Source organism: Kribbella sp. NPDC048915 (genome assembly GCF_040649595.1).
In the GTDB taxonomy this organism is placed as follows: Bacteria; Actinomycetota; Actinomycetes; order Propionibacteriales; family Kribbellaceae; genus Kribbella.
This window is the reverse complement of record NZ_JBEZFT010000075.1, coordinates 19,416-34,429: the sequence shown is the minus strand read 5'-3', so window position 1 is coordinate 34,429 and position 15,014 is coordinate 19,416. Positions and strand designations below refer to the sequence as shown.

Annotated in this window: 12 protein-coding genes; 3 read left to right on the top strand and 9 right to left on the bottom strand. The window is 69.1% G+C overall.

Features of this window, described 5'->3' with window-relative positions; genetic code table 11:
• Positions 1 to 411 precede the first annotated feature (411 nt).
• Together AB0B82_RS28325 and AB0B82_RS28320 are read right to left on the bottom strand one after the other, a co-directional pair.
• Positions 412 to 1,752: a HAMP domain-containing sensor histidine kinase gene (locus tag AB0B82_RS28325; protein WP_360174991.1), complete on the bottom strand. Its 1,341-nt coding sequence runs from the start codon at positions 1,750 to 1,752 to the stop codon at positions 412 to 414.
• 36 nt (positions 1,753 to 1,788) lie between these two features.
• The gene (locus tag AB0B82_RS28320) at positions 1,789 to 2,454 is read right to left on the bottom strand and encodes a response regulator transcription factor (RefSeq protein ID WP_012918592.1); all 666 of its coding nucleotides are present in this window, start codon (positions 2,452 to 2,454) and stop codon (positions 1,789 to 1,791) included.
• Between the two features lie 118 nt (positions 2,455 to 2,572).
• On the opposite strand from AB0B82_RS28320, the gene AB0B82_RS28315 reads away from it, so the two are divergent.
• Together AB0B82_RS28315 and AB0B82_RS28310 are read left to right on the top strand one after the other, a co-directional pair.
• Positions 2,573 to 4,597: a TRAP transporter fused permease subunit gene (locus AB0B82_RS28315; RefSeq protein WP_360174988.1), complete on the top strand. Its 2,025-nt coding sequence runs from the start codon at positions 2,573 to 2,575 to the stop codon at positions 4,595 to 4,597.
• Complete coding sequence (locus AB0B82_RS28310; protein WP_360174985.1) at positions 4,594 to 5,562, top strand: TAXI family TRAP transporter solute-binding subunit; 969 nt, start codon at positions 4,594 to 4,596, stop codon at positions 5,560 to 5,562. Before AB0B82_RS28315 ends, AB0B82_RS28310 begins: the two co-directional genes overlap by 4 nt.
• A gap of 185 nt (positions 5,563 to 5,747) precedes the next feature.
• Here AB0B82_RS28310 and AB0B82_RS28305 read toward each other — a convergent pair whose 3' ends face one another.
• From AB0B82_RS28305 to AB0B82_RS28280, 6 genes are all read right to left on the bottom strand, one after another.
• Entirely contained in the window at positions 5,748 to 6,401 is a 654-nt protein-coding gene (locus tag AB0B82_RS28305) for a hypothetical protein (protein WP_360174982.1), read from the bottom strand.
• Positions 6,402 to 6,507: 106 nt separating this feature from the next.
• Positions 6,508 to 7,542, bottom strand: a complete 1,035-nt coding sequence (mgrA, locus tag AB0B82_RS28300) for an L-glyceraldehyde 3-phosphate reductase (protein WP_360174979.1) — start codon at positions 7,540 to 7,542, stop codon at positions 6,508 to 6,510.
• Positions 7,543 to 7,701: 159 nt separating this feature from the next.
• The gene (locus AB0B82_RS28295) at positions 7,702 to 8,238 is read right to left on the bottom strand and encodes a sigma-70 family RNA polymerase sigma factor (protein ID WP_360174976.1); all 537 of its coding nucleotides are present in this window, start codon (positions 8,236 to 8,238) and stop codon (positions 7,702 to 7,704) included.
• Between the two features lie 192 nt (positions 8,239 to 8,430).
• A complete protein-coding gene (locus tag AB0B82_RS28290; RefSeq protein ID WP_360174973.1) occupies positions 8,431 to 9,891 on the bottom strand; it encodes a cation:proton antiporter in 1,461 nt (486 codons plus the stop codon).
• 10 nt (positions 9,892 to 9,901) lie between these two features.
• The gene (locus AB0B82_RS28285) at positions 9,902 to 11,245 is read right to left on the bottom strand and encodes a SidA/IucD/PvdA family monooxygenase (protein ID WP_360174970.1); all 1,344 of its coding nucleotides are present in this window, start codon (positions 11,243 to 11,245) and stop codon (positions 9,902 to 9,904) included.
• A gap of 25 nt (positions 11,246 to 11,270) precedes the next feature.
• On the bottom strand, positions 11,271 to 12,566 hold the full coding sequence (locus AB0B82_RS28280; RefSeq protein ID WP_360174968.1) for an ATP-grasp domain-containing protein: 1,296 nt from the start codon (positions 12,564 to 12,566) through the stop codon (positions 11,271 to 11,273).
• A gap of 281 nt (positions 12,567 to 12,847) precedes the next feature.
• Between AB0B82_RS28280 and AB0B82_RS28275 the strand changes: the two genes are divergently transcribed.
• The gene (locus AB0B82_RS28275) at positions 12,848 to 13,690 is read left to right on the top strand and encodes a BTAD domain-containing putative transcriptional regulator (RefSeq protein WP_360174966.1); all 843 of its coding nucleotides are present in this window, start codon (positions 12,848 to 12,850) and stop codon (positions 13,688 to 13,690) included.
• A 57-nt stretch (positions 13,691 to 13,747) separates the two neighbouring features.
• Here AB0B82_RS28275 and AB0B82_RS28270 read toward each other — a convergent pair whose 3' ends face one another.
• The gene (locus AB0B82_RS28270) at positions 13,748 to 14,809 is read right to left on the bottom strand and encodes a glutamate synthase-related protein (RefSeq protein WP_360174963.1); all 1,062 of its coding nucleotides are present in this window, start codon (positions 14,807 to 14,809) and stop codon (positions 13,748 to 13,750) included.
• Between the last annotated feature and the right edge of the window lie 205 nt (positions 14,810 to 15,014).

The window sequence follows — 15,014 nt, the reverse complement described above, 5'->3', positions numbered from 1 at the left end:
GGTTTCCACAACACGGTGGGTTCACCCATCGTGTTGTGGGTTCCGTACCCTTCACACGGGTCAGGAACCCACAACACGGTGGGTGAACCCACCAAGCGGGGACGCGGGCGTGCGGGGACGCGCGCGGTCGTCCAGTCCGGGCGTTGACTCGGTCACCCAGACCCCACCCACGGATCGTTCACAAGAGCCGGATAACCCCTCGTGTTGGGGGTTCTCTGCTGGCGTACGAGCACAGAACCCCCAACACGCGCGGATATCCCCGCGCGTGGGAGTCATGCGGCCGAACCCCGCGGTGTCGTGCTCACCGACGTGGCCGACAGCCCGCCCGGCTCGGTGGCTGCGACCGCCCGGCTCGGGTGGTGGGGCGGCGGTCCGGGGCGGGTGGCGGTCCGGGGCGGGTGGTGGGGCGGGTCAGGCGTCGTAGTCGTCGATCAGGGGGACGCGGACCTCGATGACGAGGCCGCCGCCGATGGGGGGACGGGCGACGACGCGGCCGCCGACGCGGGCGGCTTCGGAGCGGACGATCGCCAGGCCCAGACCGGTGCCGGGCATTTCGCGGTGGTGGGCGCTGCGCCAGAACCGCTCGCCGACCTTCTTCAGATCCCGCGAACCCAGGCCGAGGCCGTGGTCGCGCACGGACAGCACTACTTCGGTGCCGTCGCGGGTGACCGAGACCTCGACCGGCGGTGCGCCGTACTTCGAGGCGTTGTCGAGCAGTACGTCGAGGATGTCGTCGACCTCGAGTTCGGGGGCGACCCCGCCGGGGACCATCTCGCCGACGACCAGCTCGAGGTCGTCGGCGGCGTACACGGCCTTCCAGCCGACCAGCCGCTCCTTGACGGCCTGCGCGAGGTCCAGCGGCTCTTCGTTGCCATCGGCATCGGCCGACGGGCGGTCCGACCCGGCCAGCCGGGACAGCCGCTGGACGATCCGGCCGAGCCGGTCGATGTCGGACAGCGCGAACCGGGCGGTCGGCGACAGCCGGGACAGACCTTCGATGTGGATCCGGGCCGAAGTCAGCGGCGTCCGCAGTTGGTGCGACGCGTCCGCGACGAATTCGCGCTCGCGCTGCCGGGCCTGGTGCAGGCTCAGCGCCATCGAGTTGAAGCTGTCGCCCAGGCGCCGCAGTTCGGGAGCGCGGCCGTCGGTGGAGACCCGGGTGTCGAGGGCGCCGCGGGTGATCTGGTGGGTGGCGTTGTCGAGGTCCTGCAGCGGGCGGAGCACCCAGCGGGTGATCGGCCGGACGATGCCGATGATGATCGCGCCGATGCTGATCAGCAGGCCGCCGAGGAGCAGCAGCAGGCCGCTTTGGACCTGCTCGCGCGCCTTCTCGGTCGGCACCCGCAGGACCGCGGCACCGAGCACGCTGCCGTTGTTGACGACCGGGCGGGACACGATCATCTCGCCGGAGCGCCACGGCCACAGCGCCGGCGGCTCCGGGGGCAGGCGGCCGGCCAGCGTGCTGTGCAGCGCCGCCGCGATGTCCTCTTCCTTGACGTCGACGCCGGACCGGGAGGTGGCGATCACGCGGGAGTCGACGTCGACGACGAAGACCGGTGTGTTGTAGAGGTCCTGGTAGCGGACCGCGAGCTCGCGCAGGTTCGCGATGTCACCGGTCTGCAGCGGCGACTCGGCCATCGCGGCGAACCAGTCCGCGTCGTTGCTCCGGGACAGGAACAGCGTGCGGGAGTTGCTGGTGGCGATGAAGTTGGCCAGCGGGATCACTGCGACGATCGCCAGCGCGACGACCATCGGGACGAGGGACTGCAGTAGTCGACGGCGCAACGGTCAGTCCGAACCCAGGCGGTAACCGACGCCGCGGATGGTCTGGACCAGTTCCGGCCGGCCGAGCTTGGCGCGGAGGCTGGCGACGTGCACGTCCATGGTGCGCGACGACGCCTCGAACACCGACTGCCAGGCGTAGAGCGCGACCTGTTCCCGGGGGACCACCCGGCCGTGGTGAGCGGCCAGTACTGCGAGCACGTCGAACTCCTTGCGGGTCAGACTGATGGGCTTGTCCGCCACCTGCACGGTCCGGGCCTCGATGTCCACCGTCAGGTCGCCGACGGTCACCCGGGGGCGGGGCTGCAAGAGGCCGGTACGACGAAGTACAGCATCGATACGGGCCAGCAGCTCGGAAATCGCGAACGGTTTCACCACATAGTCGTCCGCGCCGCTGCGCAGGCCGCGGACCCGGTCGGCCGCCTCGCCGCGGGCCGTCACCGCGATCACCGGCACGTCCGACACTGTCCGGATCTGCCGGCACACGTTGATGCCGTCCCCGTCCGGCAACCCGAGGTCCAGCAGGACCAGGTCACCGGGGTCGGCCGCCAGCGCGTCGGCGGCCGTGCGGACGTGCGTGACCATCAGGCCGTAACGCCGCAAGGCGGGTATCAGGGCATTGGCGATATCGAGATCGTCCTCGACCAGCAGAATCCGGACCGCGCCACTCATGCGGTGATCGTAGGCCAGGTCACGGCTCGATGTGTCAGATCTTGGTAAAGACGTAATCACGCGACTCCACGCAGTGTTCGGCAGAATTAGCCTTCCGGGCACAGGAGGGAACCACTGGATGACTGTCGGTACTGACAGCCGGGACGGCGCGAGCGTGCCCTCCGAGGAAGAACTGGCCGAGTACGAGCAGGAACGCCCCGCTCGGCGGCTGCGGCCTGCCCTCGACCTCGGCGTATCGGTCTGGTGCGCAATCGTCAGCGTCGGTGTGCTCGCGCAGGTGTTCGTGCCTTTACCACAAGGCACGCAGTTCTACTTGGTGATCTTTCTCGCAGCTGTCTTGCCGATCACGCTGCTGTGTTACCGCGGCTGGAAGGTGCCGGCGTTCCGCAATCCGTTCAAGGCCCGGGCGCACGACGACCCCGGGGTGGCGGACTGGATCCTGGCCGTGGTCGCGCTCGCGGTGTGCGTCTACCCGCTGTTCGACTTCGACGGCTACCTCGAACGCCGGCAGGCGCCGTCGGTGCTCGACCTCGTGGCCGGGACGGTGTTGTTGCTGCTCCTGCTCGAGGCGTGCCGCCGGACGACGGGCTGGGTGCTGCCGGCCTTCAGCCTGGTCTTCATCGCGTACGCGTACTACGGCGGCTACCTGCCCTACACCTGGTCGCTCGCGCACCAGGGCTTCAACTTCGACGCGATCATCGCGCAGTTCACGATGGGTACGGCGGGGTTCTACGGCACACCGCTGGCAGTCGCGGCGTCGTACATCGTGCTGTTCACCATCTACGGCGCGGTGCTGGACTACTCGGGCGCGGGCAAGTTCTTCATCGACCTGTCGTTCGCCGCGTTCAAGCGCAGCCGGACCGCGCCGGGCCGGACGGTCACGATGGCGGGCTTCCTGCTCGGGACCGTTTCGGGCTCCGGGACCGCGACCGCGGTGTCGCTCGGTACCGTCTCGTGGCCGATCCTGCGCCGGGCCGGCTACCCGGCCGAACCGGCCGGCGGCATGCTCGCGGCGGCCGGCATCGGCGCGATCCTGTCGCCGCCGACACTCGGTGCGGCGGCCTTCATCATCGCCGAGTTCCTGCAGGTCTCGTACCTGAAGGTGCTCGGGTTCGCGGTGATTCCGACGATCCTCTACTACCTGGGCATCCTGCTCGCGATCGAGATCGACGCCCGCCGGCACGGCACGACGTCGGCGGAGACCTCGGACGCGTCCGCGTGGCGGCTGCTGCTGCGGTTCGGGTACCACTTCCTGTCGCTGGTCGTGATCATCGCTTTCATGGCGGCCGACGTACCGCCGTTCAAGGCCGTCGTCTACGCGGTGATCGTGCAGTTCGGGTTGTCGTTCCTCGATCGCGAGCACCGGCTGACCTGGCGGCCGTTGTTCAAAGCGCTTGCCCAAGGCACCCGTTCGATCCTGCCGGTGGCGGCGACCTGTGCGACCGCGGGCGTGATCGTCGCGGTCACCACCCAGACCGGCCTGGGGCTGAACCTCGCGGAGATCATCGTCGGCGCGGCCCGCGGGCTGACCGACAACCACACCGCGGTGCTGGTGCTGACCGTGGTGCTGTCCGCGTTCGCGGTGCTGATCCTCGGGCTCGCGGTGCCGGTGACCGCGTCGTTCATCATCGCGGCGGTGATCATCTCGCCGGCCCTGGTGAACCTCGGCGTGACGCAGCCCGAGGCGTACATGTTCATCTTCTACTACGCGGTGCTGTCCGAGGTGTCGCCGCCGACCGCACTGGCCGCGGTGGCGACCGCGGCGATCACCGGCGGCAAGGTGATGCCGACCATGTGGCAGGCGTGGAAGTACACGCTGCCGGCGTTCCTGGTGCCGTTCGCGTTCGTGCTCACCGACAACGGCGCGCACCTGCTCGGTCAGGGCTCGTTCGGCGGCATGGTGTGGACCACGCTGGTGTCGATGCTCGCCGTCGCCGCGCTGGCCGTGGTCACCGGCGGCTGGGTGTTCGTCCGGGCGACCTGGCTCGAGCGGGCGTTCTGCGTGCCGGCCGCCGCGCTGCTGCTCTACCTCGCGCCCGTAACCATCACGGCCGGAATCTGTTTGCTACTTGTTGCCGTCGTCATCAACCTGGTCCGGCGGCAACGCCAGGCCGCCGCCCAGGAAGGAACCGTCGCTTCATGAGACTCAGAGCTGTCGCGGTCGCACTCGTCACGGTGGTCGCACTGGCCGCCTGCGGAGGTCAGCGCGAACCGACCGGATCCGGAGCGGAGGCGGGCGGCCGGCTGACGATTGCCACCGGCAACACCACCGGCGTGTACTACCAGCTCGGCGGTGCGCTGGCCTCGGTGATCTCGCAGAAGATGTCCGGCTACCGGGCCACCGCGAGCGAGACCGGCGCCTCGGTGCAGAACATCCAAGGCCTGGTCGGCGGGAACTACGACATCGCATTCTCGCTCGGCGACTCGGCCGCGGACGCGGTGAACGGCGAGAACAGCTTCGACAGCAAGCAGGACGTCGTCGCGCTCACCCGGCTGTACAACAACTACACGCAGGTCGCGGTCCGGACGGCCGCGAACATCAACTCGATCGCGGACCTGAAGGGCAAGCGGGTCTCCACCGGTTCGCCGAACTCGGGCACCGAGGTGATCGCCCGCCGGCTGCTCGAGGCGGCCGGCCTCGACCCGGCCAAGGACGTGACCGCCCAGCGGCTCGGCCTGCCGGAGTCGGTGGATGCGATGAAGTCCGGGACGATCGACGCACTGGTCTGGTCCGGTGGCCTGCCGACCGGCGGGATCACCGATCTGACCACCAGCCTGGGCAAGGGGGTCAAGCTCTTGCCGATCGCGGACCTGCTGCCGAAAATGCAGGAGAAGTACGGCTCGATCTATTCCCAGTCCCCGATCCCGGCGGCGACCTACAAACAGCCGGCCGACGTCGCGACGATCGTCGTACCGAACGTGCTGCTGGTCCGCAAAGACATGAAGGACGAGCTGGCCGAGCAGCTGACGAAGACGCTGTACGAGAACAAGGACGCCCTGGTCGCGGTGAACGCCGCCGCCAAGGGCATCACGCTGGAGAACGCCCAGCAGACCGACCCGGTGCCGCTGCATCCGGGCGCGAAGAAGGCGCTCGACAGCCTCAAATAACCATCCACTTCACCGACTCGTCCTCCTCCGCACACCAGGCGCAGCGGAGGAGGACGCCGGGACCCGGTTCCGCACCTCAGGCGCAGCGGCGCCGGGACCCACGCCGGCCCCACAACCAGGCGCAAGTGACGGTCGGCAGACGGGGTTCGGCTCCGGCGGAGGCATCCGCCGGGGCCGGATCTTTGTCAGCCGTGCTCTTCCGCGCCCGGCAGCGGTGTCCCGTACAGGTAGTGCGACAGCGTGGAATCGCGTTTGGGATGGGCGTGGTACTTGGTCGGTACGACGCGTCCTTCGGCGCTGTCCCACGCGGTGTCGGCCAGTCGCCACATCCGGTGCGCCACGCGTCCCGCCGGACCGGTGTGCGGTGAGGACGGATGTGCCCGCGTCGGTGCGCGCTCCTCGGCCTCGAGCAGGTCTTCGGTCAGCGTGTTCACGTCTCGGCTGTCGAGTTGCTCGCAGATCCGGCGGCTGTACGTCGTCTCCAGCTCCTCGTGCTGGTCGAGCAGCCGGTCGATGTGCTGCCACAGATCGGTGTGCTGCAGGTCGACGAACCGGCTGTCGCCGTACTGGCGTCCCTTGAGGAAACGCAGCGAGCGTTCGAGCTCCTTCGCGTTGCCGATGTAGAGGGTGACCAGCTCGCTGCCGTCGGAGAGGCGGCGGACGTGCGGGAGCAACACGTCCTCGGCGGCGGCCAGGTGCTGGGCCGCGATCGCGTAGAACCAGTCGGTCTGGTGCCGGTGCTCGGGCCGCGCGGCCTCCGGGCGGTGGGCCGGCTCGGCCAGCTCCCGGATCCGTGCGTGTTCGTAGGTCAGGGCCATTTCGAGCGTCGAAGCGGTCATGACAACCACCTCCAGGAGGGTCTCTTCCAGCCTGTGCCCGGAGGACCCGAAGTGCAACCACCGTGCCCCGCTCCGTGACCCGGAGCGGGGCAGTTCGGGGCTCAGCTCAGGAGTCCGAGCTCTTCTTCCACAGGTTGATGCCGGCCTCGACCGCGTCGGCGTCGATGGCCTCCAGCTCCTCGGCGGTGAAGCCGAGGTTCTGCACCGCGGCCAGGTTGTCCTCGAGCTGCGCGACACTGGAGGCGCCGATCAGCGCGCTGGTCACACGGTCGTCGCGGAGCGTCCAGGCGAGTGCCAGCTGGGCCACGGACTGGCCGCGCTGCTTGGCGATCTCGCTCAGCGCGCGCACGTGCTTGAGGGTCTCCTCGGTCAGCGAGTCCGGGTTCAGCGACTTGCCCTGCGCGGCCCGCGAGTCGGCCGGGATGCCGTCCAGGTAGCGGTCGGTGAGCACGCCCTGCGCCAGCGGCGAGAACGCGATCACGCCGACGCCGAGCTCGCCGACGGCGTCCAGCAGGTCCTCCTCGATCCAGCGGTTCAGCATCGAGTACGACGGCTGGTGGATGAGCAGCGGCGTCCCCAGCTCCTGCAGGATCCGGGCCGCCTCGCGGGTCCGGTCAGCCGAGTACGACGAGATACCGGCGTACAGCGCCTTGCCCGAGCGGACCGCGGCGTCGAGCGCGCCCATGGTCTCCTCGAGCGGGGTGTCCGGGTCGAACCGGTGCGAGTAGAAGATGTCGACGTAGTCCAGGCCCATCCGGCTCAGCGACTGGTCGAGCGAGGCGAGCAGGTACTTGCGGGAGCCGCCGCCCTGACCGTACGGCCCCGGCCACATGTCGTACCCGGCCTTGGTGGAGATGATCAGCTCGTCGCGGTAGCGCTTGAAGTCGCGCGCGAAGTGGGTGCCGAAGTTCGTCTCGGCCGACCCGTACGGCGGGCCGTAGTTGTTGGCCAGGTCGAAGTGCGTGACGCCGAGGTCGAACGCCCGCCGCAGGATGTCGCGCTGCGTCGCGAGCGGCTTGTCGTTGCCGAAGTTGTGCCACAGTCCGAGCGAAATGGCCGGCAGCTGCAGTCCGCTGCGGCCGGTCCGCCGGTAGGTCATCTGGTCGTCGTACCGGCTCTCGGCCGCCACATAATCAGTCACGGAGGTCCAGTCTGCCCCATGTCACGACAAGTACGAAACCCCTTGTTTTGCGGCAGAAACGGCAGCAATCACAGCCAGAAACCCACCTTCTGGACCACGTGCTCCCGGCGCTCCTGAGCAGGGGACGCCGGGAGTCCACGTCGGTCGTGGTCGCGCCGGTCAGCGGGTGGCGGTGGCCAGTTCCGGTGTCCGGCGCAGCATCTGCAAGGCCCGCATCCGCATCGGTCCGATGCTTCCGATGGGCAGGTTCAGCCGCTCCGCGATCTCCAGGTAGGACGGGCAGCTGTCCGACATCAGCAATCTGATCAGCGCCTGGTAGCGCCCGGGCAGGCGGGACAACGCCTGCTCGGTGGCCGGCTCGTACTCGCCGTCGGCCGGGTAGACGTCGACCACGGCAGCGCGCTGGCCGTCGCCGTGCTCGGTGGTCGGATCGGCGTACAGCAGGTATCGCTTCCGGCTGATCGCGACTCGTAGCCCTTCCCGCCGGGCCGTGGCGGCCAGCCAGGCGGGAAGGCACTGCGGGTCGCGGATCTGCCGGCCGTGCTGCCACAGCCGCAGCCAGGTCTGCTGTGCGACGTCGAACGCGTCGCTGTGGCTCAGGCCGACGCCGCGGGCGGTGTGCAGCAGCAGGGAACCGTAGCGGCGCTCCAACTCCCTCCAGGCGGACCAGTCCGAGGCGAGTGCGCGGTTGAGCACGTCCTCGATCGAGCTCGTCTGAACGGTGTCGCGGTGGTGACGGTCGGCCCGGGAGGATCTCCGGGGTCTCTCGGTCGGCGGTGCAGTGTTGCGTAGCGAGATCGTCGACACGCTTCACTTCCTTTCGGTGGTCCACGCAGGTGGCGACGCCTATTCGATCACCGGGACCGTCACGCGGACGTAGCCGATTCGTCACGGAATCGTGCTTGTGGCGTCACCGTTGGCATAACTCTCGTTCGGTGACCGGCCGGGTACGCTCCGATCGCGCAGCCCGGGCCCGAGCAGGCGCAGCAGCGGGGCGGCCATCGTCGTGGTGATCAGCGCCATCAGCACCATCACTGTGAACGCGCTGTGGTTGATGATGCCGACCCCGAGACCGGCCGACAGGACGACGATCTCGGTGATGCCGCGTGCGTTCATCAGGACACCCAGCCCGGTCGCGGACCGTCCGGGAAGACCGCCGGCCCGCGCCACCGGGACCGCCCCGGCGAGTTTGCCGACGACCGCGACGACCAGCAGCACCGCCCCGGCGATCAGGACCTGCGGCTGCGTCACAGCTGCGGTGACGTCGGTCTGCAGGCCGATGGAGGCGAAGAAGACCGGGACGAGCAAGGCACGGTTGAGTCCGCCGATCTGGTCGGCCACGGCCGCGACCGGCGGACTGTCCTTCGGCAGCACGAGTCCAGCCAGGAAGCCGCCGAAGATCGCGTGGACGCCGATTCGGTCGGTCGCGGCCGCCAGCCCGAGAATCAGGCCGAGGACGAGCAGTACCAGGATCGGCGTGGGTACCGTTGCGGCGTACCTGTGCGCGAGTCGCTGCAGTACGGGGCGCAGTACGAACACGACCGCTGTGCCCAGGAGCACGGTCAGGCCCAACGCGAGAAATGCGTCGCCCGGGCCGGCCGATCGGATCATCGCCATCGTGACGGCGAGCGCGCACCAGGCGAGTACGTCGGCAGCGGCGGCGCACAACATGGCGAGCGATCCGAGCTGGGTGCCGTGCAGACCGCAGTCTTGGACGATGCGCGCGAGAACGGGGAACGCCGTGATGCTGAGCGCCGTACCGATGAACACGGCGAACGGCAGGCGTTGCACATCCGGACCGGCGAGCGTCGAGTACAGCGGGAGGGCGGCCAGGAGCCCGAGCGCGAACGGTACAGCCATGATCGCGAGGCTGGCGGCCGCGATCGCGCCACGATCCCGGCCGATCCGGTCCTGTCCGAAGTCGCTGCCGACCGTGAACATGAAGACGGCGAGGCCGGCCTGGGCCAGCAGGCCGAGGTTCGGCCGGACCTCGGCCGGCAGGATCGCGTCGAACAGCCACGGCGCCGCCGAGCCGATCACCGACGGACCGAGGACCAGACCGGCGACAATCTCGCCGACGACGGCAGGCTGGCCGATCAGGCGGGCCAGCCGGCCGCACAACGTCGCGAGCGCGCAGATGACCGCGATCGCGACCAGCAATCGCCACATCTGCTGGGCCGCCGACGGTGCGGTCGCAGTGGCTACCGGCGCCGCTGTGGCTGGCTCCGGATGCAGCCAGCCGGCGGCGTAGCCGATACCGACCAGGGCGGCCGCGCCGGCGACGAGAACGGCACCGACGACGATGGCGCGGCCGGGCGTGGAGAACAGCGAACCGCCCTGGCGAAGCATCGAGGCTCGATCAGGCGGGTACGGCGCCGTCGGCGGACAACGGGACCGTCGTGAGCCGCTCGGCGGACGGTCGGTGCACACCGTTGGTCCGTCGTCCGGCGCGGTGCGCCACGATGTCCTGGGCGATGTCTCCGGCCCGGTTGCCGAGCACGCTGAGCAGTGAGTCGGCGATGCCGTGCGTCGCTTCGTTCACGCCCTGCAGGTAGCACGCGGCGTCCGACGGTTCGTCGAGCTGCAGGCGGTACTGCCGGTTCACCTCGATGCCGTCGAGACCGATCGCGTCGCTGAGTCCGCGGACGAGCCGGGGCATCTCCCGAACGAATCCGGTGCCGAGCAGCACCACGTCGCGCCGCAGTTCGCTGCCGGTACCGGTCTTGCGATCGCTGAGCTCGAGCACGATCTCGTCGCCTTCGGCGCGGGCTCCGACGATGTCGGTCATCGGTACCAGCCGGCGCTGGTCGATGCCGGCCAGCCGGTCCAGGTACATGCTCGTGTACAGCTCCTGCAGCAGATCGCTCTCGACGCCGGAGTAGTTCGTCAGGTGCATCTCGCGCAGGATCTGTTCCTTGCCTTCCGGCCGCGCCTCGTAGAACTTGTCGATGAACGACGGGTAATAGAGCTCGTTGGTGAACTTGTTCGTGTCGTACGCCCGCAATCCGATCGACCGCATCACCCAGCTGACGTCACTGTTCGGCAGGTCGATCTGCGTCGCGCGGAACATCTCGGCCGCGCTCTGCGCCGCGCCGACCACCGCGACCCGGTACGGCCGGTCCTTGTCGAGCTGGGCCACCCGGGTGCGGTACTGCGTACTGTGGATCACCCGCTCGGCGGGCAGTCCGGCGAACTCCGCCGGTACGTACGGATCACGCCCGGCGCCGATGACCAGGTACCGGCTGGAGATCGTGCTGCCGTCGGCGAGCCGGGTCAGCCAGCCGGTCAACGCACCCGCCGGGTTGCGCACCGGTTCGATCGACGTACAGTCGCAGCCGAGCCGGATCCGGACCTTCTGCAGCGATTCCGACACCCACCTGAGGTAGCCCGAGACCTCGACGCGGTACGGCGTGAAGCTGCCCATGTTGATGAAGTCGTCGAGCCGTCCGACGCTGCGCAGGTAGTTCAGGAACGTGAACTTGCTGCGCGGGTTCCGCAGCGTCACCAGGTCCTTGGCGAAGGCGACCTGGCTCTTCGTCCACGGCAGCAACAGGCCGCGTTGCCATTCGACGGATTCGCCGCGTTCGATGAACAGCGAGTTCTCCGCCAGGCCGTCGATGCCGAGTTCCTCGAGTGCGACGGCGAGTGCGAGATTGGCCGGCCCGGCGCCGACGGCGAGCAGTTCGACCTCGTGGTTGGTCATGTGCGGGCTCCAAAGGGGTCGTGGCTTACCAGGGCCGTCCTGAGTACTCGGATTCGTTCAGTGCTTCGTAGTCCAGTTCGACGAGCGCCGCCGCCGCGGTCAGTCGCTCGGCGCAGGTGGCCGGGTCGCTCGCGGTACAGATCACGTACGCGTGCCGGCCGATGTGGGCGCGCGGCGGCAGCCGGACGGTCGCGCCGTCGGCGACCATCGGATGCGCCTCGATCAGGCCCGGTACCGCGCCCGGCTCCGGGACCGCGATCGACAGCACGCGGCAGTCCTCCGGCGGATAGCAGAACCGGATCCCCACGCAGGTGTGGTGGTCGGCCTCGAGCAGCGGGCGCGCGCCGCGGGCGACGTCGACGAGGATCGCGCCGGGGTCGATTCCGGTCGCGAGCTTGCCGAGGTACGGGATCAGGTCACCGCCGAGCCGGCCGTTGATCTCGATCACGACCGGGCCGCGGGTGCTGAACCGGATCTCGGTGTGCGTGATGCCGTACGGCGCGCCGATCGCCGCGTGCGCGGTCTGCAGCAGCTTGCGCAGCTCGGGATCGGCGAGCAGCGGGTCCGCGCCGTCGACGATGTGCCCGATCTCCTCGAAGTACGGCGGTGCGCCGAGTTGCTTGTGCGCAACGAAGAACGGCTGGTACTCGCCGGCCACCACCGCACCGTCGACGCTGATCTCCGCGCCGTCGACGAGTTCCTCGATCAGCGCGCCGCCGTGGTACTCGGCCGGACCGCTGCGGCTCGAGCTGTCGGCTCGATCGAAGGCGGCACTGATTCCGGACGCGTCGTCCACCACGGCGACGCCGATGCTTGCGGCCATCCCGCGCGGTTTCACGACCACCGGATACCCGATCGCCGCGGCGATGCTCGCGGCTTCCCCGGCGGTCTTCGCGACGCCGAACTTCGGCTGCGGCAGACCGGCATCGCTCAGCGCCTGCCTGGTGCGGGTCTTGTCGCGACAGCCCTGTGCGCCGCGTGCGGTCAACCCGGGCAGTCCGAGCTTCTCCGCGATCAGCGCGGTCGCCACGACCGACGGTTCGTCGTAGGTGAAAACGCCGCGAACCCCATGCACACGAGCGATTGAATCGGCCGTTGCAAGCAAGGTGTCGAGGTCCAGCGCCAGACCGGAACTCTGCAGCGGTACGACCACCGAACTGCCCGCGACATACGGCTTTTGCCAGGTCGCCGGCTCGTCGTCGATCAGCCACAGCGGACTGCGCGCGGCCGCACCGCGCAGCAGATACTCCCGGTATGGCTGGAAGCCACTGCTCAATTGCAGCACGACACCTTCGATGTTGCCGTCGACGCTCTCGTTCACTGGGGCCTCCCGCGAGCCGTTACTGACGAACGAGAGCCGCTGACCCGTGGTGGGTGATACACCAACTGCCAGCGTTCGGCACGGGATATCCGTTGTGCCAACGGCTTGCACTCGAGTAGTTGACGGCTCAGACTTCACGCAAGGTAGCTCGGCAGCCACGCAAAGAGGAGGCGTCTATGCCCGCACCCGGGAGCCTGCCCGCCCAAGGTTCTCTCGGGGGGAGCGCACTGTCGACCGGATGTGGTCCCGACGAATTCACGTGTAGTGGGGGAGATCGATAGATGCGCACGAACCCTGTACCGGCGGACCGTCCGGACCCGGACACCCCGCCTGAGGAAGCGCACCCATCGGTGCAGCTTCGGATGCTCGATGGCTTCTGGGTCGTCGATGGTCAACAGACGTTGTCGATTCCGCTCAGCGCCCGCCGCGTGGTCGCGTTCGTCGCGCTGCGCGGGCGGTCCAGCCGGGCCGAGGTGGCCGGGACACTCTGGCCCGATGTGTCGGACTCCAGGGCACAGGCCTGCTTGCGAACCGCGCTGTGGCGGCTGCGGCAGTTGAGTGCCCAACCGCTGGTCACCGGTGACGAGACGCTGCGCGTCGACGAGGACGTGGACGTCGATGTGAACACGTTGATCACCGCGATCCGGCGGGTGATCAACGACGGCGAATGCGGCGCCGATCAAGGCCTCTTGCCGACGCTCGCCTCGATGGGCGAACTGCTGCCCGGCTGGTACGACGACTGGGTGCTGCTCGGGCGGGAGCGGCTCCGTCAGCTGCAACTGCACGCCCTCGAACTCACTGCTCAGCAACTGACTTGTTCTGGGCGATATGCCGAGGCGATCGAGGCAGCGATGGCAGCGGTCCGCCTGGAACCGTTGCGGGAGAGCGCGACCCGCGTGCTGATCGAGGTGCATCTCGCCGAGGACAACGTGGTCGAAGCGATCCGCCGGCTGGAGTTCTTCGAGCGCAGCCTGGCGTCCGAGCTCGGCGTCGAACCGTCGGCGGACCTCGTCGACCTGGTCCGCCGACGGCAGGTGAAGGCGACCCGGCCGCGGGCGAAGATGACGGATCTGCCGCGGCTCGACGAGGGCCGCTATCTGGCGTCGCGGCGGACGCTCGCTTAGGAAGGTACCGGCACGGCAGGGCGACGGAATCGGCGGAGCCCGGTGGCAACCTCACAGTCACCGGGCATCCGGGCTCCACAGATCCTCCGCACCGAGTGCGTCGACGTGGTACTTGCCGAGAGCGCTGACGAGGAACTGCAGTTCGAGGGCGAGACACTCGACGAGATGGACGAGACCGTTCTCGTGGTCGGTGTCGACCGCGAGCAGTCCGGCCCGTCCGAGACCGGCGGCGTTCGCGCCGAGCGCCAGACTCTTGGCGACGCGGGCGCCTTCCCACATGCGTCCGGACACCAGCAAGCACGAGGGATGCGGTGTGCCTCGGTCGTGCGCGATCCGTCGCAGACATTCGCCGAGTGGTAGTCCGACGTGGCGAAGGAACGCCCGCGGTGCCCACCCGGTCCCGGCCTCGGCGCCGTCCACGGAAACAGCGTCCGCACCCGCGGTCCAGGCCACCTGTGCGGCCTGCGCGACGTCGCGTGCCGGTGGGAGTTTCACCCACACCTTCGCCCGCGGGTAGTTGTTGCGCATCAGGCGGATCTGCTGGCGCAGGATCTCGTCGGTGAACGTACCGGGACTGCTGCTGCGCAGGACGCGGTCGCCACCGAGGACCGGGTCGATCAGGTAGGTGTCCGACAGCCGGGCGGCCGCGTTCGCGTCGACCAGTGTCATCCCGCCGAGTCCCGGCTTCGCGCCCTGACCGACCTTGAGTTCGAACGCGAGCCGCCCGGACTCCAGCAGCGGAAGGACGTTCGGGTCGCTGTAGACCAGATTCCACACCTCGGCGTCGGCGTCCTCGGTGCTCTGCTGCACGACCACACCGCCGTACCCCTCGAGGGCCTCGGCCTGGTAGGCGCGAATCCGGCCGAGCAGCGAGCGCTCGGCGTCGGCTTCGACCCGGCCGTAGCTGTTCACCGGCATCACGTTCTCGCCGATCACCATCGGGATGCCGAGGCGTCCGGCCTGCCGGCCCGCGGCTACCCCGAGCGCGACGCTGGCCGCCTCGGTCGACCCGAACGCGGAGACGTAGACCGGTACCGTGGACCGGAAGCCGCCGATCGTGGTCTCCAGCCGGACGTCGCGGTACACGGGCTCGCGGGCCAGGTCGATGAGCTGCGCCAACCGCTGGGGAACGAAGACGGGTGGCACCAAGCGGTACCGGTCGATGGGGTCGTCGGGCTGCGGATCCGCACAGCCGAACAGGGCCTGCCCGTATTCGTCGGCGGACGGGAATGCGTCGGCGGCACCGGTCTTGGCGCGGTGGCGGATCGCTGCTTCGGGGAACCCTTCGGCGTACAGGATGCCCTCCTTCGTTCGGTCTCTGACC

Bases quoted from the DNA above. Each gene is read 5' to 3' on its own strand.
- AB0B82_RS28285 (WP_360174970.1), bottom strand. From the start codon at position 11,245: ATGACCAACCACGAGGTCGAACTGCTCGCCGTCGGCGCCGGGCCGGCC.
- AB0B82_RS28305 (WP_360174982.1), bottom strand. From the start codon at position 6,401: ATGACCGCTTCGACGCTCGAAATGGCCCTGACCTACGAACACGCACGG.
- AB0B82_RS28275 (WP_360174966.1), top strand. From the start codon at position 12,848: ATGCGCACGAACCCTGTACCGGCGGACCGTCCGGACCCGGACACCCCG.
- AB0B82_RS28290 (WP_360174973.1), bottom strand. From the start codon at position 9,891: ATGCTTCGCCAGGGCGGTTCGCTGTTCTCCACGCCCGGCCGCGCCATC.
- AB0B82_RS28320 (WP_012918592.1), bottom strand. From the start codon at position 2,454: ATGAGTGGCGCGGTCCGGATTCTGCTGGTCGAGGACGATCTCGATATC.
- AB0B82_RS28325 (WP_360174991.1), bottom strand. From the start codon at position 1,752: ATGGTCGTCGCGCTGGCGATCGTCGCAGTGATCCCGCTGGCCAACTTC.
- AB0B82_RS28310 (WP_360174985.1), top strand. From the start codon at position 4,594: ATGAGACTCAGAGCTGTCGCGGTCGCACTCGTCACGGTGGTCGCACTG.
- AB0B82_RS28315 (WP_360174988.1), top strand. From the start codon at position 2,573: ATGACTGTCGGTACTGACAGCCGGGACGGCGCGAGCGTGCCCTCCGAG.